19 protein-coding genes are annotated in these 21806 nt (G+C 61.6%); 11 read left to right on the forward strand and 8 right to left on the reverse strand.

Going from position 1 to position 21806, the window contains the following annotated elements; translation table 11 throughout:
- Positions 1 to 15: 15 nt before the first annotated feature.
- The 3 genes from J0W34_RS11920 to mltB are packed head-to-tail and all read left to right on the forward strand — an operon-like array spanning position 16 to position 3928.
- On the forward strand, positions 16 to 954 hold the full coding sequence (locus J0W34_RS11920) for a DUF58 domain-containing protein (protein WP_230968939.1): 939 nt from the start codon (positions 16 to 18) through the stop codon (positions 952 to 954).
- Positions 951 to 2891, forward strand: a complete 1941-nt coding sequence (locus J0W34_RS11925; RefSeq protein ID WP_230968940.1) for a transglutaminase TgpA family protein — start codon at positions 951 to 953, stop codon at positions 2889 to 2891. The genes J0W34_RS11920 and J0W34_RS11925 overlap by 4 nt, the downstream gene beginning before the upstream one ends.
- The gene (gene mltB, locus J0W34_RS11930) at positions 2891 to 3928 is read left to right on the forward strand and encodes a lytic murein transglycosylase B (RefSeq protein WP_227814310.1); all 1038 of its coding nucleotides are present in this window, start codon (positions 2891 to 2893) and stop codon (positions 3926 to 3928) included. The genes J0W34_RS11925 and mltB overlap by 1 nt, the downstream gene beginning before the upstream one ends.
- Here the strand turns inward: mltB and rpoS are convergent.
- From rpoS to J0W34_RS11955, 5 genes are all read right to left on the reverse strand, one after another.
- Positions 3925 to 4860, reverse strand: a complete 936-nt coding sequence (gene rpoS / locus J0W34_RS11935; protein ID WP_227814309.1) for an RNA polymerase sigma factor RpoS — start codon at positions 4858 to 4860, stop codon at positions 3925 to 3927. The two genes, mltB and rpoS, sit on opposite strands and share 4 nt — an antisense overlap.
- Before the next feature lie 13 nt (positions 4861 to 4873).
- Positions 4874 to 5806 carry a peptidoglycan DD-metalloendopeptidase family protein gene (locus tag J0W34_RS11940; RefSeq protein ID WP_230968941.1) on the reverse strand — a complete coding sequence of 311 codons (933 nt, stop codon included), beginning with the start codon at positions 5804 to 5806 and terminating at the stop codon, positions 4874 to 4876.
- Positions 5807 to 5808: 2 nt separating this feature from the next.
- On the reverse strand, positions 5809 to 6465 hold the full coding sequence (locus J0W34_RS11945) for a protein-L-isoaspartate(D-aspartate) O-methyltransferase (RefSeq protein WP_407941172.1): 657 nt from the start codon (positions 6463 to 6465) through the stop codon (positions 5809 to 5811).
- A gap of 5 nt (positions 6466 to 6470) precedes the next feature.
- Positions 6471 to 7211: a 5'/3'-nucleotidase SurE gene (gene surE, locus J0W34_RS11950; protein ID WP_230968942.1), complete on the reverse strand. Its 741-nt coding sequence runs from the start codon at positions 7209 to 7211 to the stop codon at positions 6471 to 6473.
- Between the two features lie 161 nt (positions 7212 to 7372).
- Entirely contained in the window at positions 7373 to 8023 is a 651-nt protein-coding gene (locus J0W34_RS11955) for a hypothetical protein (protein ID WP_230968943.1), read from the reverse strand.
- 100 nt (positions 8024 to 8123) lie between these two features.
- Here J0W34_RS11955 and J0W34_RS11960 point away from each other — a divergent pair, with 100 nt between their 5' ends.
- The 6 genes from J0W34_RS11960 to J0W34_RS11985 are packed head-to-tail and all read left to right on the forward strand — an operon-like array spanning position 8124 to position 16220.
- Positions 8124 to 8975: a M15 family metallopeptidase gene (locus J0W34_RS11960; RefSeq protein WP_227814304.1), complete on the forward strand. Its 852-nt coding sequence runs from the start codon at positions 8124 to 8126 to the stop codon at positions 8973 to 8975.
- 51 nt (positions 8976 to 9026) lie between these two features.
- Positions 9027 to 9293, forward strand: a complete 267-nt coding sequence (locus tag J0W34_RS11965) for a PAAR domain-containing protein (protein ID WP_227814303.1) — start codon at positions 9027 to 9029, stop codon at positions 9291 to 9293.
- A 14-nt stretch (positions 9294 to 9307) separates the two neighbouring features.
- Positions 9308 to 10711, forward strand: a complete 1404-nt coding sequence (locus tag J0W34_RS11970) for a hypothetical protein (RefSeq protein ID WP_230968944.1) — start codon at positions 9308 to 9310, stop codon at positions 10709 to 10711.
- 6 nt (positions 10712 to 10717) lie between these two features.
- The gene (tssM, locus tag J0W34_RS11975; RefSeq protein ID WP_230968945.1) at positions 10718 to 14449 is read left to right on the forward strand and encodes a type VI secretion system membrane subunit TssM; all 3732 of its coding nucleotides are present in this window, start codon (positions 10718 to 10720) and stop codon (positions 14447 to 14449) included.
- A complete protein-coding gene (gene tagF / locus J0W34_RS11980; RefSeq protein WP_230968946.1) occupies positions 14449 to 15432 on the forward strand; it encodes a type VI secretion system-associated protein TagF in 984 nt (327 codons plus the stop codon). Before tssM ends, tagF begins: the two co-directional genes overlap by 1 nt.
- Before the next feature lie 2 nt (positions 15433 to 15434).
- A complete protein-coding gene (locus tag J0W34_RS11985; protein ID WP_230968947.1) occupies positions 15435 to 16220 on the forward strand; it encodes an OmpA family protein in 786 nt (261 codons plus the stop codon).
- Between the two features lie 3 nt (positions 16221 to 16223).
- On the opposite strand, the gene J0W34_RS11990 is transcribed toward J0W34_RS11985, so the two are convergent.
- On the reverse strand, positions 16224 to 17729 hold the full coding sequence (locus tag J0W34_RS11990) for an FMN-binding glutamate synthase family protein (RefSeq protein ID WP_407941094.1): 1506 nt from the start codon (positions 17727 to 17729) through the stop codon (positions 16224 to 16226).
- A gap of 150 nt (positions 17730 to 17879) precedes the next feature.
- On the opposite strand from J0W34_RS11990, the gene nadC reads away from it, so the two are divergent.
- Together nadC and J0W34_RS12000 are read left to right on the forward strand one after the other, a co-directional pair.
- On the forward strand, positions 17880 to 18728 hold the full coding sequence (gene nadC, locus J0W34_RS11995; protein WP_227814297.1) for a carboxylating nicotinate-nucleotide diphosphorylase: 849 nt from the start codon (positions 17880 to 17882) through the stop codon (positions 18726 to 18728).
- A 20-nt stretch (positions 18729 to 18748) separates the two neighbouring features.
- On the forward strand, positions 18749 to 18886 hold the full coding sequence (locus J0W34_RS12000; RefSeq protein ID WP_230968948.1) for a hypothetical protein: 138 nt from the start codon (positions 18749 to 18751) through the stop codon (positions 18884 to 18886).
- Positions 18887 to 18958: 72 nt separating this feature from the next.
- Here the strand turns inward: J0W34_RS12000 and thrC are convergent, their stop codons facing one another.
- Both thrC and J0W34_RS12010 read right to left on the reverse strand, forming a co-directional pair.
- Positions 18959 to 20416 carry a threonine synthase gene (thrC, locus tag J0W34_RS12005; protein ID WP_230968949.1) on the reverse strand — a complete coding sequence of 486 codons (1458 nt, stop codon included), beginning with the start codon at positions 20414 to 20416 and terminating at the stop codon, positions 18959 to 18961.
- 58 nt (positions 20417 to 20474) lie between these two features.
- Entirely contained in the window at positions 20475 to 21788 is a 1314-nt protein-coding gene (locus J0W34_RS12010) for a homoserine dehydrogenase (protein WP_230968950.1), read from the reverse strand.
- Between the last annotated feature and the right edge of the window lie 18 nt (positions 21789 to 21806).

Here is a 21806-nt window from a genome sequence, read left to right on the forward strand (position 1 = left end):
TGGCTGAGTCGGGCGATGGATTTGCGCCTGTTCCGGATACGGCCCGCCGAAGCCTATCCGATCGTGCTGGAGCGGCGGCGTATCTTTGTGCTACCCACGCGCAGCGGACTGCTGTTCGCTTTCACCCTGTTCGCCATGTTGCTGGCGTCGATCAACTACACCCTGAGTCTGGGCTACGCCCTGACCTTCCTGCTTGCCGGTGTGGGCGTCACCAGCACATTTCACGCGTACCGCAATCTGCTGGGGATCGAGGTCAACGGCGGCCACGGTACGCCGGCCCACGTCAGCGACATGGTTGGGTTCGAATTCAGCTTGAACGACAAAGCACGTCGTGATCGTTTCGCCATCGGTGTCATCAATAGCGAAGAGACGGTCGTCACCGACCTGCCTGCCTCGAGCACGCTTCATGTTCGCCTGACATGCCGCGCAATCCGCCGTGGCCCGCTCGATGCGGGTCGCATCGTGATCGAGACGCGCTTCCCGCTCGGTCTGGTCCGCGCGTGGAGTGTCTTTACGCCCGACCACACCGTGATCGTCTATCCGGCGATCGAGCGAGAGGCCCCCAACCCACCGCGTGGAGGAGAAGACCACGATGGCGAGAGCAGTGCGAGCGACGGCAGTGACGACTTTGCCGGACTGCGTGGCCACCGCAACACGGATTCGCCCAGGCAGATGGCATGGAAGGCCATTGCACGAGCCGACACGCTCATTTCCAAGTCGTTCACCGCGTCAGCCGGTCAGCAGCTCGACCTGCGGTGGTTCGACCTCCCGGATACGCTGGACACGGAGGCGCGGCTCTCGCGCCTGACCCGCTGGGTGGTCGATGCGGCTGCGCAGGCGAGGGAATACACGCTCACCCTGCCGGACCAGTCCATCGGCCCCGGGCATGACGCCACTCATCGTGATCGCTGCCTGACCGCACTCGCGCTGTTCGGCATGTCGGCACACTCATGAACGCAGCGCCGGCAGACACACGTGCCTTCTGGTGGATGCTGCTCACCGCCGCCATGTCGACGCTCCCGCATCTGCCCTACATCGCGTCGTGGCTGGGCGGCGGCACCGTCATTATTCTGGCCTGGCAAGCGTGGCGGATTCACCGCCGCATCGACGCGCCCAGGTGGTACATCACCACCCCACTGGCGATCGGCGCCGGTGTCGCAGTGGTCATCACCTATCAGACACTCCTCGGCAAGCAGGCCGGCATTGCACTGCTGGTCGTCCTCTTGAGCCTCAAGCTGCTTGAATCGCGCTCACCGCGCGACTTGCGGGTCTGCATTTTTCTGGCCATGTTCCTGCAGCTTGGCCTCTTCCTCGACACCGAGTCGGCCCTGACGGCAGCCATCGCAGTGCTGAGTGCGCTCAGTGCCATCGCGACGCTCATTTCCCTGTCGGGTCTGCGTTCGCCGCAAAGAACACTGAAACTCGCAGGCACCATGGTGCTGCAGTCCGTCCCCTTCATGCTGTTGCTGTTCTTTCTGTTTCCACGCATCCCCGGCCCGCTGTGGGGCTTGCCGGAAGACGCGTTCGCCGCCAGAACCGGCCTCTCGGACAGCATGTCCCCGGGGAGCATCTCCGAATTGATCCAGTCCGGCGCAGTCGCATTCCGCGTCAAATTTGACGAAAGTCCACCGCCACGCCACCAGCTCTACTGGCGTGGCCCGGTGCTTACCAATTTCGATGGGCGCAGGTGGACACCGGTCAAGACGGGCGACGCTACGGCGCCTGAGTACGCGGTGGCGGGCACACCCTATCGCTACACCATGACGCTCGAGGCGCACGACAAACCCTGGCTGCTGGCGCTCGACTACCCCGGGCCGGGCGTTCAGAACGCGCGCTACGCCACCGACTATCGATTACTCGATTCCAAGCGCATTCAGCAACGCACGCGCTACACAGCCGAAAGCTATCCGGAATCCCGAGTCGGCCTGAACGAATCGCAAAGCACGCTCGTCGTTGCGTTAACGCTCCCGCCAGAGCGCAACCCGCGCACGGTCGAACTGGCCCGCACACTTCGTGCAAGCCACGAGTCACCCGAAGCCACCTTGAATGCAGCCCTGTCGTGGATGCGCACCGCAGGTCTCAACTACACACTCCGTCCGCCGACACTCGGCCTGAATACGGCTGACGAGTTTCTGTTCGACACCAAGCGCGGGTTCTGCGAGCACTTCGCCAGCAGCTTCGTGATTCTCATGCGCGCGGCCGGCATTCCCGCGCGCGTGGTCACCGGTTATCAGGGCGGAGAACTCAACGCGTATGACGGTCATCTGGTTGTTCGTCAGTCCGATGCCCATGCCTGGTCCGAGGTCTGGCTGGAAGGCCGCGGCTGGTTGCGTGTCGACCCGACCGCTCAGTCACATCCGGCACGGCTCGACGACGGCCTGGCCGCGGCTCTGGGCGCCAATGACGCCATCCCCCTGTTCATTCGCCCGGACATGCAGTGGCTCAGGGATTTGCGCCAACGGTGGGACTTTGTCAACAACGCCTGGAATCAATGGGTCCTCGGGTACGATCAGGCGCGACAGCAAGACTTCCTGAGCCGCCTGGGACTCGAGAAAGGCAACTGGCCACAGCTGGCGGGCGTTCTGCTTGGCATGAGCGCGCTGATCATGCTGACTCTTCTCTGGTGGGCACACCGCACGCAACGGGAATCCGACCCACTGCTGCGCCAATGGGCGCGATTCGAACATAAACTGCGTCGAGCCGGCGTTCCGCGGTTGATCCACGAAGGCCCTGACGACTATGCTAGGCGAGCAGGCGCGGCCCTTGTGGCTCATCGCGACGCCATCGGCTCAATCGCCACGCAGTATTCACGCCTGCGGTACGGTCGAGGCACACCGGAGCGCCATGAAATCCAGCAACTCAAATCCATGATCGACAGGTTGAAATTCTGATGTCACTTCTTGCGCGCATCCGGCGCCTATCGATGGCCACGGCCATCGCCATCCTCCCCGTCACCGCGTTTGCTCAACAAAGTTACGCAGAACACCCGGAGGCCCTTGCATTTGCGCGCAAGATGCACGCTGAGCACGGCTTTGCTCAGGAAGAGGTCATCGCAACCCTTGGGCAGCTCAATCCCGACAACCGGGTCATTCGATTGATTACTCCACCCAAGAAGTCCGGTCGCAAACGCTCGTGGGATCGCTATCGCAGTCAGTTCATCGAACCGATGCGCATCGAGCACGGCGTTGAATTCTGGAACGAAAATGCCGACACGCTCGCGCGTGCCAGTGAGCGTTACGGCGTCCCCGAAGAAGTGATCGTCTCCATCATTGGCGTCGAAACCATCTATGGACGCAACACGGGTCACTTCAACGTCGCCGAGGCCCTCGCGACGCTGGCCTTCGACTATCCGCCGCGCGCAGAGCTGTTTCGCAAGGAGTTGGAAAACCTCTTTTTGCTGGCCCGGGAACAGGGGCGTGATCCCCTGATTTTCGAGGGTTCTTACGCCGGCGCCATGGGATATCCGCAGTTCCTGCCGAGCAGTGTCCGCAACTACGCCGTCGACTTTGACGGCGATGGGCACATCGACCTGGAATCCAGCACGGCAGACGCGATCGGCAGCGTGGCCAACTATCTGGCCGCACACGGCTGGGAGCACGGTGGTCCGGTCGCCATTCGCGCCCATGTCGAATCGGAAACCGCCATCAAGCCGCTCATCGACGCAGGTATCGATCCGGTCTTTTCAGCGGAAGACTTCAGCGCACACGCCGTCCTGCCGCTGGACGACTATCCCGCCGAACAGCGGGCGGCATTGATTGACCTGGAAACGCCGGGGGCGGCAACTGAATACTGGCTGGGATTCCGGAATTTCTACGTGATCACGCGCTACAACCGCAGCAGCTTCTACGCCATGGCGGTGTTCGGTCTGTCACAGGCACTGAGAAACGCCCACACGGAGACGACGGTCAGTGCCGCTGCGATGCGTTAGAGCAGAGCGTCCTTGTGCATGCCACGCCGCTTGAGGATGCGGCGTAACTGACCCAGCGCTTCGAGCTGAATCTGCCTGACGCGCTCGCGCGTAAGGCCCAACTGGCCCGCGAGTTCCTCAAGCGTATAGACCTCGACCTCATCAATGCCGTAGCGGTGGCGAACGACCATTTTCTGCTTGTCGTTCAGCATGTCGATCCATTCGTGGATGAGCTCTTCCACCTCGTGTGTATGGATACTGATCTCGGGCAGGTCGGCATTTTCGTCGCGCAATGACTCGCCAATGGAAAGGGACGGATCGATGTCCAGCGGGGCATCCAGCGACGCCGTGTGCTCATTGAGGGCAAGCATGGCGCGCACGGTCTCTTCGGTTTTTCCGGTCTCCCGGGCAACTTCCTCGATCAGGCGATCCTTGTTGCCTGCCGCCTCGACCTTTCGGCAGGCGCGCAAGACCTGATTGAGCTCCTTGACCACGTGCACCGGCAGGCGAATGGTGCGCGACTGGTTCATGATCGCGCGCTCAATATTCTGGCGGATCCACCAGGTGGCATAGGTGGAAAAACGGAAGCCCCGCTCCGGGTCGAATTTTTCCAGCGCGTGCATCAAGCCCAGATTGCCTTCCTCAACGAGGTCGAGCAGAGGAATACCCCGATTCAGGTAATGCTTGGCGATGTTGACCACGAGGCGCAGGTTGCGCTCGATCATGATCTGGCGGGCCTCGAAGTCACCCTTGCGCACACGTCGCGCCAGCGCGCCCTCTTCCTCTGCAGTCAGCAGCGGATTGGCACCGATATCGTTGAGATAGAGCTGAGTGACGTCGCTGAGGAACTCGCTTTCGAAGGTCTTTGCCGGCGTCCCGCTGAACGCTTCTACTTCTGGCGGCAGATCCGGCGATTGATCGTCAACGTCATCGTTCAAAGCCGGATCGTACATCGCTACATCCCTCTCATCGGTTGGGCAAGTACTTGAGTGGATCAACCGGTTTTCCGCGTCGCCGAATCTCGAAATGCAGCTTCGGCCGATCCGCGTCGGTATCCCCGAGTTCAGCAATCTTCTGACCTTTGGCGACCGATTGCCCCTCTTTGACGAGCAGGGTTCTGTTGTGTGCGTACGCGCTAAGGAAATCGGCGTCGTGCTTGATGATGACGAGTTTTCCATAGCCGCGCAAGCCAGCGCCGGCATAAACCACCCGCCCTGACGAGGAGGCAAGCACATCGTCACCCGGTTTGCCGGCGATATCGATTCCCTTGGTCTTGCCATCGGCAAAATTCGACAGCACCTTTCCACCCGTCGGCCAGATCCAGGGCGTGGACAGGTCAGGCGCAGCCACCGCAGACTCGTTCGCCTGAGGCTCGCTTGGCGTCTCGGCGACAACTGTCTTGCTCTCGTTGGCGGCCTTCCAGGCCTCGTCCGAATAGGCGACAACCCGCCCAACGGGCTCCCGCTTGACTTCAGGCGCCTGAGCAGACGTCGCCGGCGCCGTCGTGACCGGTTCAGTCGTCGCCACAGGGGTCGAACCGATCGTGGGCCCGGAAGGCGACACCGGAGTGACGGTCACGACATTGCCTGAAGGCGGTGCCACGCGAATGCGCTCACCGACCGCCAGCTGGTTCGGATCGGTCATGTTGTTCCAGCCGGCAACCTCTTGCCAGGTATAGCCGAATTTCTGCGCGATGCGATTGAGCGTATCGCCCTTCTCCACCACGTAGTATTCCTGCCGGGCTGGCGCGCCGACGACACCCTGCTCGGCCTGCCCAACCGTGGGCTGGCCCTCTTGTGACACAGGGCGATCCGCCACCGGGGCCGTGTCGGGCGTGGTGCACGCGCCCAGCACCAGTGCCAGGCTTGCCAGAATCAGACGAAGGTTCATTCCTTTCATGTTCACTCGGTACCCGCCAGAAGCGGTACAAATCTTACAGCGTCGAGACGGGTCTCCTTGAAGACGCCCCCCTGACGCTCAACGAGAATCAGCGACTGCTGCCGGTCGCCAACGGGAACCAGCGCGCGCCCGCCGGGCGCCAGCTGGTCCTTCAGTGCCTGAGGCACACCACCAGCCGAGGCCGCCGCCACGATGATGGTGTCGAACGGTGCCGCTTCAGGCAAGCCAAGCATGCCATCAGTGTATTTCAGCCGCACATTGGGCAACCTGAGCTGCCGAAGGTTCTCCCGCGCACGGTCGAGCAGCCCGCGAATGCGCTCGACGGCATAGACATCGGAACACAGGTGCGAAAGCACCGCCGCCTGATACCCGCATCCGGCACCCACTTCAAGCGTCTTGCCCAACTCGCGTCCTGATCGCAGGATCTCGGCCATGCGGGCCACGATGAACGGTTGCGAGATGGTCTGCTGATACCCCAAGGGCAGTGCCGTATCTTCATAGGCACGCGAGGCCAGCGCCTCTTCGACGAACAGGTGACGCGGAACCAGATTGAGCGCCGCCAGTACCTTTTCATCCTTGATGCCGTGCTGCCGCAGGCGTTCCACCATTCGCGCCCGTGCGCGCGTGCGCAGAGCGGCGGTGGCGTTGGGGCTGCGCAACTCGGTCACCGAAGCCACTCCTTCACGTCGATCAACTGGGCACCATGCGTCAGATCAATCTGCAACGGCGTGATTGAAACGTAGCCTTCTTCAACGGCATGGAAATCGGTCCCTTCGCCTGCATCCTGTGCGGCGCCGGCAGGCCCGATCCAGTACAGCGTCTCGTTGCGGGGGGATTTCATACGAATGACCGGTTCGGCCTTGTGCCGGCGCCCCAACCGTGTCACGCGCATCCCCTTGATGGCATCCAGCGGCCGTGCCGGGATGTTGACGTTCAGCAACACGGGCGCATTGAACGGGCGTGCCTTGAACTGTTGCGCGAGCTTCGTGGCGACGTGCGCAGCAGCGGAGAAGTCGTCCGCAGTATGGCTTGCCAGCGAGAAGGCCATGGCGGGCACGCCCAGCAGATATCCTTCAGTCGCCGCGGCCACCGTTCCGGAATAGATCGTGTCATCGCCCATGTTGGCACCGTGATTGATACCGGAGACCACCATGTCGGGCAGCGCGTCCAGCATGCCGGTCACCGCCAGATGCACACAATCGGAGGGCGTGCCGTTCACGTAGTGGAAACCACTGCTGGCGCGTCTCAGCGAGAGCGGCCGATCCAGAGTCAGTGAGTTGCTGGCCCCCGATCGATCGCGTTCTGGTGCCACCACCGTGACATCGCCCACATCTCCCATGGCTTCGGCCAAGGCCTGAAGGCCGGGGGCAAAATAACCGTCATCGTTGCTGATCAGGATACGCACGAGCGCCGCGTCTCTTTTGTCGGAAATTCATCAGGCCGTCAGGCCCAATGCCCCGGCAGAACAGCGCCCGAGTTTAGCACAGGGGTTTGTCCGTACGTTGCGCGCGGTGAGCCACCGAATGAAGGCGCAGACGCGCCTGAGGTGAGTCTCCGAGCCCGCTGTTACCGACCTGCACTACGCACGATGGCAGTGATGATATCCACGTCAGCGTCAGGCGCGACTTCGCGCCTGGGCGCTTGGGACTTCGCGACGGCTTTCGCTTGCTTTTTTGGTTTCGGCGCAACGGCTGGCGGCGAGACAACAGGGTCACTGTTTGCGCCGAGCTGGACTTCCTCCGGCGGCTGTACAACGGACTCCACGACACCAGCATCCTGGTGCTCGACCGGGTCAGCGGAAAGCATGCTCTCGACCGATGTCGCCGGTGCCTGAGGCGCGACATCCCTGATCAATGCAGCTTCGGGTGCCTGTTCAACGAGCGTCGTCTCGATTTCAACCGGTACAGCTGTCGTCACCACGGCGTCAGTCACTGGTGGCACCGGCTCCGTTATGGCGACGACCTCCGGTGACTCCTGGAGGTCGGACGCGACGGTGAGATCGGTGAATTCGGGGGCAAGCTGAAACGCCAGCAACGCGAGTGCAGCGGATGCAACCCCCATGACCAGCAGCGGCTTGCGCAATCGACCGGAACGTGTCCTGCGCTGGCGTGAATCGAGTGATCCGAGAATGCTGACGTTGGACACATCATCCGAGGACGTATCTGCCTGACCGACGAGCGAAGGGGTTGAAGATGAACGGGGTGTGAACGAACTCATGCCGATGGCAACTTTTTATGACAATCAGGAAATCATTTCGCGTAAGATACACCCTTTTCGAAAACGCGATTCGCATTTTTTTGCCTGATTCTTCTGCTGGTTGTCCGATTTGATCCTTCTCGCCATCGCCCTTTATTTCCTGTTGTTCGCCGGCTGCGCAGGGTTGATCATCTTTGCTCCGGCGCGCGTTGCGCTGTCCCGTTCGGCCGGCCGTCTCGCCATCGGTTTGCGTGAAACCGCCAGAACGGGTGTAAACGGGGCGGTCCTGCAGCCAGTACGACTCATCGGTCGCGGCCTGCTGAAGACTTGGGCCTGGTTGGTAGTGCAGAGGAAGACGCTCGGTCTCGTGGCATTGGCCGTCGTCACGCCGTCACTGCTCGTGGCATGGCTGCTGGACAAACCGGTTTTCGACTTCACCGACAACTACGACGCCCCAGATCGCAAGATCGCCATGCTTCTGGCCGGCGAGCAATTGAGCGCGCCACCGCCGCTCGCGCCCGAGATCTTCACCACCCGCGAAGTCGAACTGATCCGCCCCGCCACCGCCTGGGCCAGCCGCGACTGGGCCCTGCTCGACGACGATTTTCGCCAGCGCCTGCTGAGCCTCTTCAAACTCATGCGCGAGGACCATGGTTACGAAATGGTCATCCTCGAAGGCTACAGGAGCCCCGAACGTCAAGCGGCTCTGGCTGCCATGGGCCCTTCCGTCACGCAGGCCGGTCCGGGCATGAGCTACCACCAGCACGGTCTCGCCGCAGACTGCGCCTTCTTGCGCGACGGCAAGCTGGTGATCAGTGAGCAGGACCCATGGGCGATGCGCGGCTACCAGCTGTATGGACAACTCGCCGAGCAACTGGGTCTGACATGGGGCGGGCAATGGCGCATGCGTGATTTCGGCCATGTTGAACTTCGCGTACCCGGCGCGCTCTCCCGGGCTGTCGCCCCCGACTGATCCGACCGTTCCGTCCCTCCCCACCAACGTATTGCCTTCAAAGAGCCCACTATGAGCCGACCCTTCATTCTTCTCGGAGACAAGACCTCTCATGGCGGCACCGTCATCAGTGCCTCGCAAACGAGCGACTGCGATGGAAAAGGCATCGCGCGCGTCGGTGACAAGGTGACCTGCCCGAAAAAAGGCCATGGCCGGATCACCACCATTGCCACCGGCGATCCGACAGCCATCATCGACGGCAAACCTGCAGCGCGCCATGGTGACAAGACGGCATGTGGTGCGACGCTGATCTCCAGCCAGTCACTCACCACTGACTGACCCCGCCGAACTCCATGGTGATGCTCATCGTTCGCTACGCCGCACTGTTCCTGATCACGGGTATCGTGATCTGGGCGCTCGTGCTGGGCTGGTGGCAATCGAATGACCACTCGCCGTCGCCGGGCGAATCCGCCCTGTATTTGCTTGCCCTGCCCATCGCGCTGTTTGGTGGCTTCGTGTTCCTGAATGCGTTCATCAAGAACATGCGAACGCCTTCGGCGCCCCCCCAGACTGCGCCTGAGTCGTCGACGTCAGCCATCGACCCGACCGCACTTGCGAGCGAAGCCGGTCTGCGTCGTCGGCAGCTGGCGGTTCTGGCGAACAGTATCTATGCGCCCGGTTCGGTGGATGCAGCCGGGTTTCTCGATGTGGTGCGGGAGGGGAAGACACCACAGCCAGACAAACAATTGAAAGACGATGACGGCTTCCCGGCCTTCGTCGCCCGAATTGCAGAAGTCGACGATCTGTCGAATGCGGAACATCTGACGTCATACGATGACGTCGCTGAGTGGCCGAACGGCTTCGTCCGCAACATGGCCATTCTTGAGCAGGTGCTGATCGGCATCCTGCCGGACACGCTGAGCTTGATCGACACCGACAAGGCCAGCGACGTCTTTCTGCGTATCGTCTGGATTACCGACGCAAAACTCGACAAGACTCAGCTCGAACGCGCGCACGCCTGGCTGATGACGCATCATTTTTCAGGCATCGCGTCCGGCCGACTCGATCTGGTGATCGAGATGGCGGATGACGACATCGCACTTCCGATGCGGATCAACCAGCTGTGCGATTTGACGCCCGACGCCACGGAAGGCGCCGTCACACTGCTGCTTGCCACAGCATCGAACGTCTCGGAAGTCACGCTGCGCCAGTGGCAGGCTCGAGGGACACTGTTCTTGCCCGATCAGCAAAACGGCCAGATTCCGGGCGAGATGGGTGCCGCTGTGCTGCTTGCCGCACCTTCGCTCGCGACGCAACTGAGCGACGAGAAACCGATCCTCGTCAGCCGCCCGAACGCGCAGGCCCGAGACAAATCGGCAGACGCAGGCGGGCGCATCAGTGCGGACCTGTGTACCCGCCTTTGTGAGGAACTGCTCTCCCTGTTCGAGCGCACTCCGGATCAACTCGGTGCGCTTGTGACCGACAGTGACCATCGTGCATCACGCCAGGCCGAAGCGCTGGGCGTCATCACCGAGGATTTCACCCACATCGAGCCGACGCAGGATTTCCTCGCGCTCGGTACTGCCGCAGGCACGGCACCGCCCGCATCTGCCTTGCTGATGCTGGCGTGTGCCACCGAACTTTCCAGAGAAAAAGATGGGCCCGTGCTGGCATTGAGCGTTCAGCATCCGACCCGACGTGCCGCCATGCTGCTCATGCCTGCACCCGACCCCGTGTCATCGCCTCCTTCAGAATAAGACCCCATGTCCCGTTTGCGATCATTCTTTCTCGACACCCGAACACTGACCTTTCTCGGCCTCGCCGCCCTGATCGGGTTCTTCTTCCTCGGCGCCAGCACACTCCAGCTGGCGCTCACGTGGGCTGCGATCGCCACCGGCGTCATCCTGTTCATCTGGCTTTGCGTATGGGTCTGGCGCCGACGCAAGGCCCGTAAGGCCGCCGCCGCCCTTGATCAGGTGCTGGAAGATCAGGCTGTTCGTGCGGCCTCCGAGGCCGGTGACGAAGACGCCAAAGCCGAAATCGCCGCACTGCGCTCACGCATGCAGGAAGCGGTCAAGACTATCAAATCCTCGAAGCTCGGCCAGCTCTCGGGCAATGCGGCGCTTTACGAGTTGCCCTGGTACATCGTGATCGGCAATCCGGCGGCAGGCAAGAGCTCGGCCGTGGTCAATTCAGGCCTCAAGTTCCCGTTCGCCGATGGTCGCAGCAATATCATCCATGGCATCGGGGGCACCCGGAACTGTGACTGGTTTTTCACCTCCGAGGGCATTCTGCTCGACACCGCCGGACGCTATGCAGTTCATGAAGAAGACCGCAGCGAATGGCTCGGCTTTCTCGATCTGCTCAAGCGGCACCGGAACCGGGCCCCGATCAATGGCGTGATTGTCACTGTCAGCATTGCCGAACTGGTGGGCAACCCCCCTGAATTTGCCATCGAGCTGGCCAAAAACCTGCGTCAGCGGGTTCAGGAGCTCACGGAGCGGCTTGAAGTGTTTGCGCCGGTCTATGTCATGTTCACCAAGGCGGACCTGATCACGGGCTTCAATGATTTCTTCCAGGACGTGGACTGGAACGAACGCGACCGTGTCTGGGGCGCAACACTGCCCTATCAGGTGGAACACCCCATCGACGTGATCGCGCAGTTCGACTCGCACTTCGACGAACTCTACGAAGGTCTGCGCGAGATGAGTGTGGCTCAGATGGCGTTGTCTCGTGGCGGCGCCATGCCGCCGGGTCTGCTTGCCTTCCCGCTGGAGTTCGCCGCCATCAAGCCGGCCTTGCGCGGTTTCATGGCCACCCTTTTCGAAGAAAACCCCTTCCAGTACAAACCCGTTTTCCGCGGCTTCTATTTCACCTCCGCAGTCCAGGAGGGCGAAGCCAGGAGCGCATCAACCCAGCGTGTTGAAGATCGATTCGGCCTGACCGGAGATGGCCCGGCACCGACGCGCATCGCATCGTCCAACGGATTCTTCCTGAAAGACCTGTTCTCCCGGGTCATCTTTGCTGATCGCAATCTGGTCCGCCAATACACCTCGCGACGCAAGACCCAGATGCGCTACGCCGGCTTCGCCCTGTCCGTGCTCTTGCTCGGGTTTGCACTTGCGGGCTGGACCTGGTCTTTCCTCAACAACCAGTCACTCATGGATAACATCCGTGCCGATCTGGACCAGGCGGTCAGCGTTCAGGCCGACCGGATCGATCTTGCCTCACGTCTTGAAGCACTCGACATCCTCCAGGACCGGATCGCGCAGCTCGAACAATTCGAACAGAATCGCCCGCTGGAACTCAGCCTCGGCCTTTACCAGGGCAAGGAGCTGAAACAGAAGTTGCTCGCGGAATATTACGCCGGCGTTCGCAACATCATGCTCAAGCCGGTCAAGGAAAACATCGAGGCCTTCCTTGCCGAGGTCAACCAGCACGCGGACGAACTCAAACCAATGCAACCGGCGGACGCCCGAGACGTTGCTGCACCGTCCGGCACATATTCCAAGGCCTCGGCCACCAAGGTCGAAGACGGATACAACGCCCTCAAGACCTATCTGATGCTTTCCAACCGCGATCATGTGGAGGCAGGTCATCTCTCCGATCAGATCACCCGATTCTGGCGCAGCTGGCTGGAGGCCAATCGCGGCACCCTGCCTCGCGAACGGATGATCCGCAGCGCCGAGCGCATCCTCTCGTTCCACCTGGCACATGCCAACGATCCCGCGTGGCCGACGATCGACACCCAGCTGGCGCTTGTCGACGCCACCCGCGAGAACCTGCGCCGTGTGGTCCAGGGCATGCCTGCGGTCGAACGAGTCTACGCCGACATCAAGGCTCGGGCCTCCACCCGGTTCCCGCCGGTCACCGTCGCGAGTCTGGTGGACGAAAAGGACGCCAAACTCGTGACCGGAGCGCATGCCATCTCGGGCGCGTTCACCGAAGAGGCATGGAAGTCCTACGTGCGCGAAGCCATCAAGGAGGCCGCGACCAACGAACTACAAAGCAGCGACTGGGTGCTCAAGACATCGGTCCAGGACGACCTGACCCTCCAGGGGAGCCCGGAGCAGATCCAGAAGTCCCTCACACGCATGTACAAGGAAGAATACGCGAGCCAGTGGCGTGCCTTCGTCGCTGGGGTCAATGTTGCCCATTTTGCCGACTTCGACGATGCCGCCAACGCCATGAATCGCATCGGCGACCCCCAGGTCTCGCCCGTCGACCGCTTGATCAAGACGATCCACACGCAGACCGTCTGGGATAACCCGTCGGCCGTCAACAAGGGCCTCGAGCGTGCGCAGACCGGATTCATCGAGTGGTTCAAGCGCTCGATCCTGCGCATGCAGCCCAGTCGCGTCCAGGTGGATCTGAACGTCAACAGTGACAAGGCCGGCGTGGCGATGGGCCCCATCGGTGAAGCGTTCTCCGGCATCGCCACCATCACCGCCGAGCGTGACGGTTCGGATTCGATGGAGAGCACCTATCTCAAGCAACTGGGCAAGGTCAGGTCGAGACTCAATCAACTGAAGCTGCAAGGGGACCCGGGCCCCGGGGCCATCCTGTTGATGCGCCAGACCATCGAGGGCAACGGCTCCGAACTGGCCGACACCCTCAGATTCGTCGACGAACAGATGCTCGCCAACACGCCAGACGAACAACGCAAGGTGCTCCGTCCCCTGCTCGTTCGCCCGCTACTTCAAACATACGCCGCCATGATCCGCCCGGCAGAGCGCGAGCTCAACAAGACCTGGCTGGCGCAGGTGTTCGATCCGTTCCAACGCAAACTCTCGATCAAATACCCCTTTGACGCCGAATCGAGCATCGAGGCCACACCCACCGAGATTGCACAGGTATTCGGCCCCGAAGGCGCAATCTCCAAGTACATCGAAGGTGCCATGGGGCCTCTTGTCGTACGCCGAGGCAATACCATCGTTGCCCGCACCTGGGGTGATCTGGGCATCGCCATCCGGCCGGATTTCCTGCGCGGCGTCGGGCAATGGGTCGCCCCCATCGACGGCGGCGCAGCCAGCGGCAGTGCGCAGACCATCTTCCAGCTTATGCCACATCCGGCTGCCAACACCACCGAGTACGTGGTCGAGATCGACGGCCAGCAATTGCGCTACCGGAACACCGCCGCACAATGGGCCAACTTTGTCTGGCCAAACGCACAGGGCACACCGGGGGCTCGTATCGTTGCGACCACCTTCGATGGGCAGAGCGTCGAGATCATCAATTTCCCGGGGCGCTTCGGGCTTGAAAAACTCATCAATTCGGCAACCCGCCAGCGCCGTGAAGACGGCACCTTCCAGCTGGCGTGGAGCCGCGAAGGCGTGACCGTCAAGGTCAATCTCCGCATTATCAGCAGCCCGGGCAAACAGGCCGAACAGAAAGGCGATCAAGGCGTGGCAACGCAGCAGCTGCCACGCGCCGTCGTGGGGAGCTCGCCTGTCGCCACACCGTCCGTTGCGGCAGCAACAGCGGAGGCAAACTGATGCAGGCGCCTCATGCCCAGGCCACCTACTTCGGCAAAGTCCCGACCCGAGGCGATTTCATCAAGGGGAGCGGCCAGAATCAACTGCTCAGCATGCTTGATCGCTGGCTCTCGAGCACGATGGAGCGCATGGCCGACGATCCGCACTGGAAGAGCGCCTACGACGCGGCAACGCCGGTGCATTTCGCCTTTGTGGGACCGCGCAGCAAAGTCTCGGTGGTCGGTCACCTGCGCCCGAGTCACGATGCGTCGCAACGGCGCTTCCCGTTCTTGACAGCCACCGCCATCGACGCCGACGAGGGCGCGCTCTTTTCCCATGCGCCCGCCTACTTTTCCCAACTATGGGGGCGCTTCAAGCGGGTCACGGAACAAAGCTGCACCGCGGATGAAGCCTCGGTTCATCTCAAGGCCCTGCAGCAGCTTGACTGCCATCAGGAGATCGCCGCTGCGGCCCAGGGCGATCCACTCGGTGTATTCTTGCGCACCCACACGCTCGGCCGGCTCGAGACACTGCTGGCAAACGACACCGGCGCGGCCGATGTGCGACGCATCTTTCTCGCGCTGGGTTTGCTACTGAACCCGCTGCTTGGCAGCGCGCGCATCACGATCGAAAAAGGCCTGAGCCTTCCGTTGCCCAGCGACCCCATGTACCGGGATCTGACGGCAGCCTTGTGGATGAGTCTCGTCGCCGGCTTTCTCGCGCGCAGTCAGACCGAGGTGCAGCTGCTCATCGGCGCTCGGGCGCATCAGCACCGAATGGTCATCGGTTTCAACGGCGCCACCCCCCAGCCGCTGGTCAGCCTACTGTCGCCTCGCGCCGGCAGCGAGACAAACATCGAGCTGGATGACCCCGAATGGGTCGAGACCCATCCCGACATGCAGCACAACTATGGCGTGGCCAAGCTGTCGAGCTATCTCGCTCGCCCTGATACGGCCTTGGCCTCGGCCATCAAATCGTTCAACGAAGTCTTTCTCGGAGTCTGAGCATGTCGCGTATCGATGCTGCCCAACGCCTCATCTTCCTCTGTGCGCTGATTGCCCTCGCGACGCCTTGGCAACCGGTCGCAGCCGAGCCGCTTCGCGAGCCGGTCAAGGTCAGCGGTACGGTGCCGGATGAAGCGACCCGTGCCGAAATTCTCGCCCGCTTGCGCGACATCTATGGGCCCAAGGGCGTGATTGATGCCATCGAGGTCGGCGGCGTCGTGCCCCCGCCCAACTGGAAAAAGCACGTCACGGCCATGATCACGGACGATCTCAAGGGAATCAGGCAAGGGCAGCTGCACATCGATGGCACCCAGGTGCAGTTGAGTGGTCAAGTGGGCAACGAAGCCCAGCGGCAAGGCATTGCCAGTCGGGTGGCGACCGCGCTCAATCCGACCTACGTCGTGGACAACGAGCTTGTTGTTGTCGAACAGGCGCAGGAGGTGATCGATGCGACGCTGGCTGATCGCATTATCGAATTCCAGAGCGGATCGGCTCAGCTGACCGACAGCGGTATCGCCGTGCTCGACGAAATGGCTCAGGCCATCGCCCGTTTCGACGGTGCCGAGATCCAGGTGGTTGGGCACACTGACGACAGCGGCAGCCGAATGGCCAACATTGCCTTGAGTCTCTCGCGCGCCAACGCCGTACGCGACTACCTCATGAGCAAGGGGATCGACGGCGGGCGCATCATGGCGCTGGGCGCAGGCCCCGACAAGCCGATTACCACCAACGATACGGCCGAAGGACGTGCCCGCAATCGACGTATCGAGTTCCGCATGCTCAACTGAGCATCAACGAAAGGGGACGGCACCGGGCTCTCGATGCTCCGGGTAAGGAAAACGGACATTCAAGGCAACCGTCCGGCCGTCTCCCTGGGCGATGCGCACATGCTCGCGACGCAGCTCACGAGCGTGGGTGAGCCCGCAGGAGTGGGCAATCATGTCCACCTCTTTTCCGATGTTGCGACAGTAGTTGGCCACACGCAGACACTTGTCTTCAACCACAAGGCCTCGATGCAGCTTCGGATTATGCGTGGTGATGCCGGTCGGGCAGCTGTTGGTGTGACACCGCATCGCCTGGATGCAGCCAAGCGAAAACATGAAACCGCGGGCACTGTGCACGAAGTCGGCGCCTGCCGCCATCGCCCAGGCCACGCGCGCCGAGGTCACGAGTTTGCCACTGGCGATGACCCGAACCCGGTCTCGCAGTCCGTATTCAATCAAGGAGTCCACCACCCGTGGGAGGGCCTCCTCAATCGACAGGGCCATGTGATCAGCCAAGGCCTGGGGCGCCGCTCCTGAGCCCCCCTCTCCGCCATCAACGGTGAGAAAGTCGGGCGCAAACTCCTTGCCTCGAACCGCAATCGCTTCGCACAGCTCGCTCATGAAATACCAGCCACCGATCGCGGTCTTGATCCCGACCGGCTTGCCCGTATGCTCTCGCAGCATGGCGACGTAATCGATCAGCTCGTGCACATTGCGGATCTCTGGATGGCGATTCGGGCTGATCGACGCGACCCCGACCTTGATCCCGCGAATGCGCGCGATTTCCTCCGACACCTTCTGTGCCGGCAACATGCCGCCCTTGCCGGGCTTCGCCCCCTGGGACAACTTGAGTTCGAACGCCCTGACGGACTCATAGGCCGCGATTTCCTTGAGACGCGTCTCTGATAGGCGACCATCTTCGTCCCGCACGCCATACTTGGCCGTTCCAATCTGCGCGATCAGGTCACATTCGCCCTCAAGGTGGTATGGACTCACGCCACCCTCGCCCGTGTTGAGCCAGCAACCCGCAATCTTCGCGCCTTTGGAGAGCGCCTGTACCGCCGGCGCCGACAGCGCGCCGTAGCTCATTCCGCTGATGTTCATGATCGAGCCCGCCATGAACGGATTGTCGCAATAGCGCTCGCCGATACACAGGGCTGGCGTTGGAAGTTGATCTTCGTGGAGCACCGGGAAGGGCGAATTCACAAAAACGATTGCCCCCGCCTCATGCATGTCGTAGGTCGAACCGAAACCCACGGTGCCGCCCTCGTCTTTGGCCAGGCGATATACCCAGCCTCGTGTCGACCGGTTGAAGGGCATTTCCTCGCGATCGCCCAGGAAGAAATATTGTCGGAAATACTCCCCCAGTTCCTCGAAAAAATAGCGCAGATGCCCCACCACCGGGAAGTTGCGCAAGATGGCGTGCTGCTTCTGGGTAATGTCTCTGAGAAAGAGAAACACCGTCGCGGCGACGAGAATGACCACTAGAATCACCCCCAGCCCGACTGAAAAGACTGTCGTCACCCCACCCATCGCCTCACCTCCCCTCGTTATTGCCTGCAACCTGTTTATGTAACGGGGGCCGAGCCCCGTGCTTGAGCGCGCCCGAGCCCAAGAAACCGCTCATCATAGGGCGCCCCCAATGATAGAATGCCTCGGCAATCACAGGCACATAGAAACCGAATGGAATCCATCGAGCAACTTCGAGTCGAAATTCAACGCACCGTTGCCGCCGCACTTGCGGAAGATATCGGAACAGGCGATCTGACCGCGCGACTCATTCCCGACAGCACCGAGGCCCGCGGCCGCGTCATCACGCGTGAAGACGCAGTTCTGTGCGGCACGGCCTGGTTCGATGCGGCATTCGCCACGCTCGACCCCACCGCAACCATCCTCTGGCACGTTCGCGATGGCGAGCATGTGAGTGCCGGGCAGAGCCTGTGTGACGTGGTCACCGGCGCGCGTGCCTTGCTCACAGCCGAGCGCACTGCGCTGAACTTCCTGCAGCTGCTCTCCGGCACGGCGACCCTGACCAGCCGCTATGTGGACGCAGTGGCTGGCACCAACGCCAAGATTGTCGACACGCGCAAGACATTGCCGGGTCTGCGCCTGGCGCAGAAATACGCGGTTGCCGTCGGTGGTGGCACGAATCACCGGGTTGGGCTGTATGACGGCATCCTCATCAAGGAAAACCACATCATTTCCGCCGGGGGCGTCGCTCAGGTCATGGCAGAAGCACAGCGCATTGCCCCGTCCAATGTCTTTATCGAGATCGAGGTGGAAACGCTCGACCAGTTGCGCGTGGCGCTCGACGCGGGCGCGCGAATGATTCTGCTCGACAACATGTCTCTCGACGAAATGCGCGAGGCGGTCGACATCAACCAGGGGCGTGCCGAACTGGAAGCGTCGGGCGGCGTCAATCTCGACCGCGTCCGTTCGATCGCCGAGACCGGGGTTGATCGCATTTCCATCGGCGGGCTGACCAAAGACATCCGGGCCATCGACCTGTCACTGAGACACGTCGAAGACTGAAGCACCACAACGGATCAACCATGCTTTTTGCGCTGTATTACGTTTTCGCAATTACCGTGCTGGTTCTCCATTTCACGGGAACGTTGGCGCGACGCAACCTCGAATGGCTGCTGTACCTGGTGGCGATCACCGTCTTCCCCGCGGTGCTCTACCTTTAGGCAAGGCCAGTCCCAACAGAAACGGCACCCTCGGGTGCCGTTTCTGTTGGGACAATCACTCAGGACATCGCCTCAATCATTCGCATGCTTGCGGATGAAATCCTTCACGGCATTCACATCCACCGGCATGACTTCCACTCGTTGAGGCAGGGCTTCGAGGTGATCGAAGCCATCGGGTCGCGGCGGTGGTGCGCCAAGCGCTTCGAGAATCGTCTCTTCGAACTTGGCCGCCTGCGCGGTTTCGAGGACCAGCATCGGCGCCTGATCGTCACGGTGCTCTCGCCCCACCTTGAGGCCGTCCGCCGTATGAGTGTCGACCACGATACCGTAGGCATCGCGAGTGGCTCGAATCGTCTCGAGACGGTTCGCGTGGTTGCTGCTACCGGACTCGAAGCCGAAATCAGCCACCTTGGCGCCGAACGGCGTTTCGTTCAGATCGAAACTGCCACCGGATTCCACTTGCTGCCACAGTGCGCGAACCCTGTCACCATCACGGCCGACCAGGTCGAAGACAAAGCGCTCGAAGTTCGACGCCTTGGAGATATCCATCGACGGGCTGGACGTCACATGGGTTTCGGCCGAGGTACGCGGGCGGTAAACGCCAGTCCGGAAGAATTCGTCCAGCACATCGTTTTCGTTGGTGGCACACACCAGCTTGCGAATCGGCAAACCCATGGTGCGGGCAATATGACCAGCACAGATGTTGCCGAAATTGCCCGACGGCACGGCCATATCGACCTGCTGATCGTTGCTCGTGGTGGCGCCAAAATAGCCGGCAAAGTAGTACACCACCTGGGCGACCACTCGGGCCCAGTTGATCGAATTGACAGCACCGATCTTGTATTGCTTCTTGAAGGCGTGATCGTTGGACACGGCCTTCACGATGTCCTGCGCATCATCGAACATGCCTTCGATGGCGATGTTCAAGATGTTCTCGTCCTGCAGGGAATACATCTGCGCACGCTGGAAGGCACTCATCCGGCCATTGGGCGAGAGCATGAAGACACGCACACCGTGCTTGCCACGCATGGCGTATTCAGCCGCCGAGCCGGTGTCCCCAGACGTCGCGCCCAGAATGTTGATCTCCTGGCCGCGCTTGTCGAGCACGTACTCGAACAGGTTGCCCAGCAATTGCATGGCCATGTCCTTGAAGGCCAGCGTCGGCCCATTGGACAGTTCGAGCAAACCGAGGCCACCGCGATGGTTCTCGCCTTCGCCCGCTTCAAGCCACGTCACCGGGGTGATCCTGCTCGCGTCGCTCCCCTCGCGGGTATTGCAATACACCTCTGCCGTATAGGTTTTGTCGCAGATGGCGCGCAGATCGTCGGCCGGAATGTCGTCGATGAAACGGGACAGAATTTCGAAGGCCAGTTCGGCATACGACAGATCGCGCCATGCCGTCAGTTCCGCATCCGAGATTTCCGGATAGGACTCGGGCAGGTACAGGCCGCCATCGGGCGCCAGACCACCGAGCAGAATGTCGCAGAACTGTTGGGTGGGCGCCTGCCCACGGGTCGAGAGATAACGCATATATGACAGTCAAAATGCAGATCGGCAGCGAAGCGCTGCCGATCCGGGGTTCATCAAATCAGCGGTCGAGCTGTTCCATTCGCAGGCGGGTGACTTCACCGGCCACCACCGGCAGCGCTTCGATCTGCGCGATGGCCTGGTTGGCATTGCCTTCCACGGTGACGTGGGTGAGCAGGATCACATCGGTCTGCGATTCACCCTCGGCCGGCTCTTTCTGGATCAGCGCATCGATGGAGATTTCGTTGTCCGCTAGGATACGCGTGATGTCGGCCAGCACGCCCGGCTTGTCCTCAACGCGCATGCGCATGTAGAAACCACAACGGCACTGTTCGATCGGCAGCACCTTGAGATCTTCGAGCTGATCGGGCTGGAAAGCCAGATGCGGCACCCGGTGCTCGGGATCGGCAGTGTGCATGCGCGTAACATCAACCAGATCGGCAATCACCGCGCTGGCGGTCGGCTCGTCGCCGGCGCCCTGGCCGTAATAGAGCGTCGGCCCCACGGCATCGCCCTTGACCAGCACGGCGTTCATGGCGCCTTCCACGTTTGCCAGCAGGCGACGGGCCGGGATCAGGGTCGGGTGAACGCGCAGTTCGATTCCATCGTCGCGCTTCTTGGCAATGCCCAGCAACTTGATGCGGTAGCCCAGTTCCTCCGCATACGCGATGTCGCGCGCGTCGAGCTTGGTAATGCCCTCGATGTGGGCCCGCTCGTACTGGGTCGGCACGCCGAAGGCGATGGAGGCCATCAGGGTGGCCTTGTGCGCCGCGTCGTTACCTTCGATATCGAAGGTGGGGTCGGCTTCGGCATAGCCCAGAGCCTGGGCTTCCTTGAGCACCACATCGAAGGGAAGACCCTTGTCGCGCATCTCGGACAGAATGAAGTTCGTGGTGCCATTGATGATGCCGGCGAGCCACTCAATGCGGTTGGCGGTCAGGCCTTCACGCAATGCCTTGATGATGGGGATACCACCGGCCACGGCGGCCTCGAACGCCACCATGACGCCCTTCTTCTGGGCTGCGGCAAAGATTTCGTTGCCGTGCAAGGCCAGCAGGGCCTTGTTGGCGGTCACCACGTGTTTGCCGTTTTCGATCGCGGTCAGCACCAAGTCCTTGGCGACGGTGTAGCCCCCGATGAGTTCGACAACAATGTCGATCTCCGGGTCCTTGCACACCGAAAACGCGTCATCGACCAGCTTGGCCTGACCTTTGGTGACCTCACGTGCCCGATCGAGATCACGGTCGGCCACGGTGGTAATGGAAATCGGACGCCCCGCACGGCGGGTAATTTCTGCTGCGTTACGGGTAAGGACGGTCCAGGTGCCGCCGCCAACAGTGCCGATGCCCAACAGGCCAACATTGATCGGTTTCATTGCAGTGGTTTCTTGTCT

This window comes from Nitrogeniibacter aestuarii (genome assembly GCF_017309585.1).
Lineage (GTDB): Bacteria > Pseudomonadota > Gammaproteobacteria > Burkholderiales > Rhodocyclaceae > Nitrogeniibacter > Nitrogeniibacter aestuarii.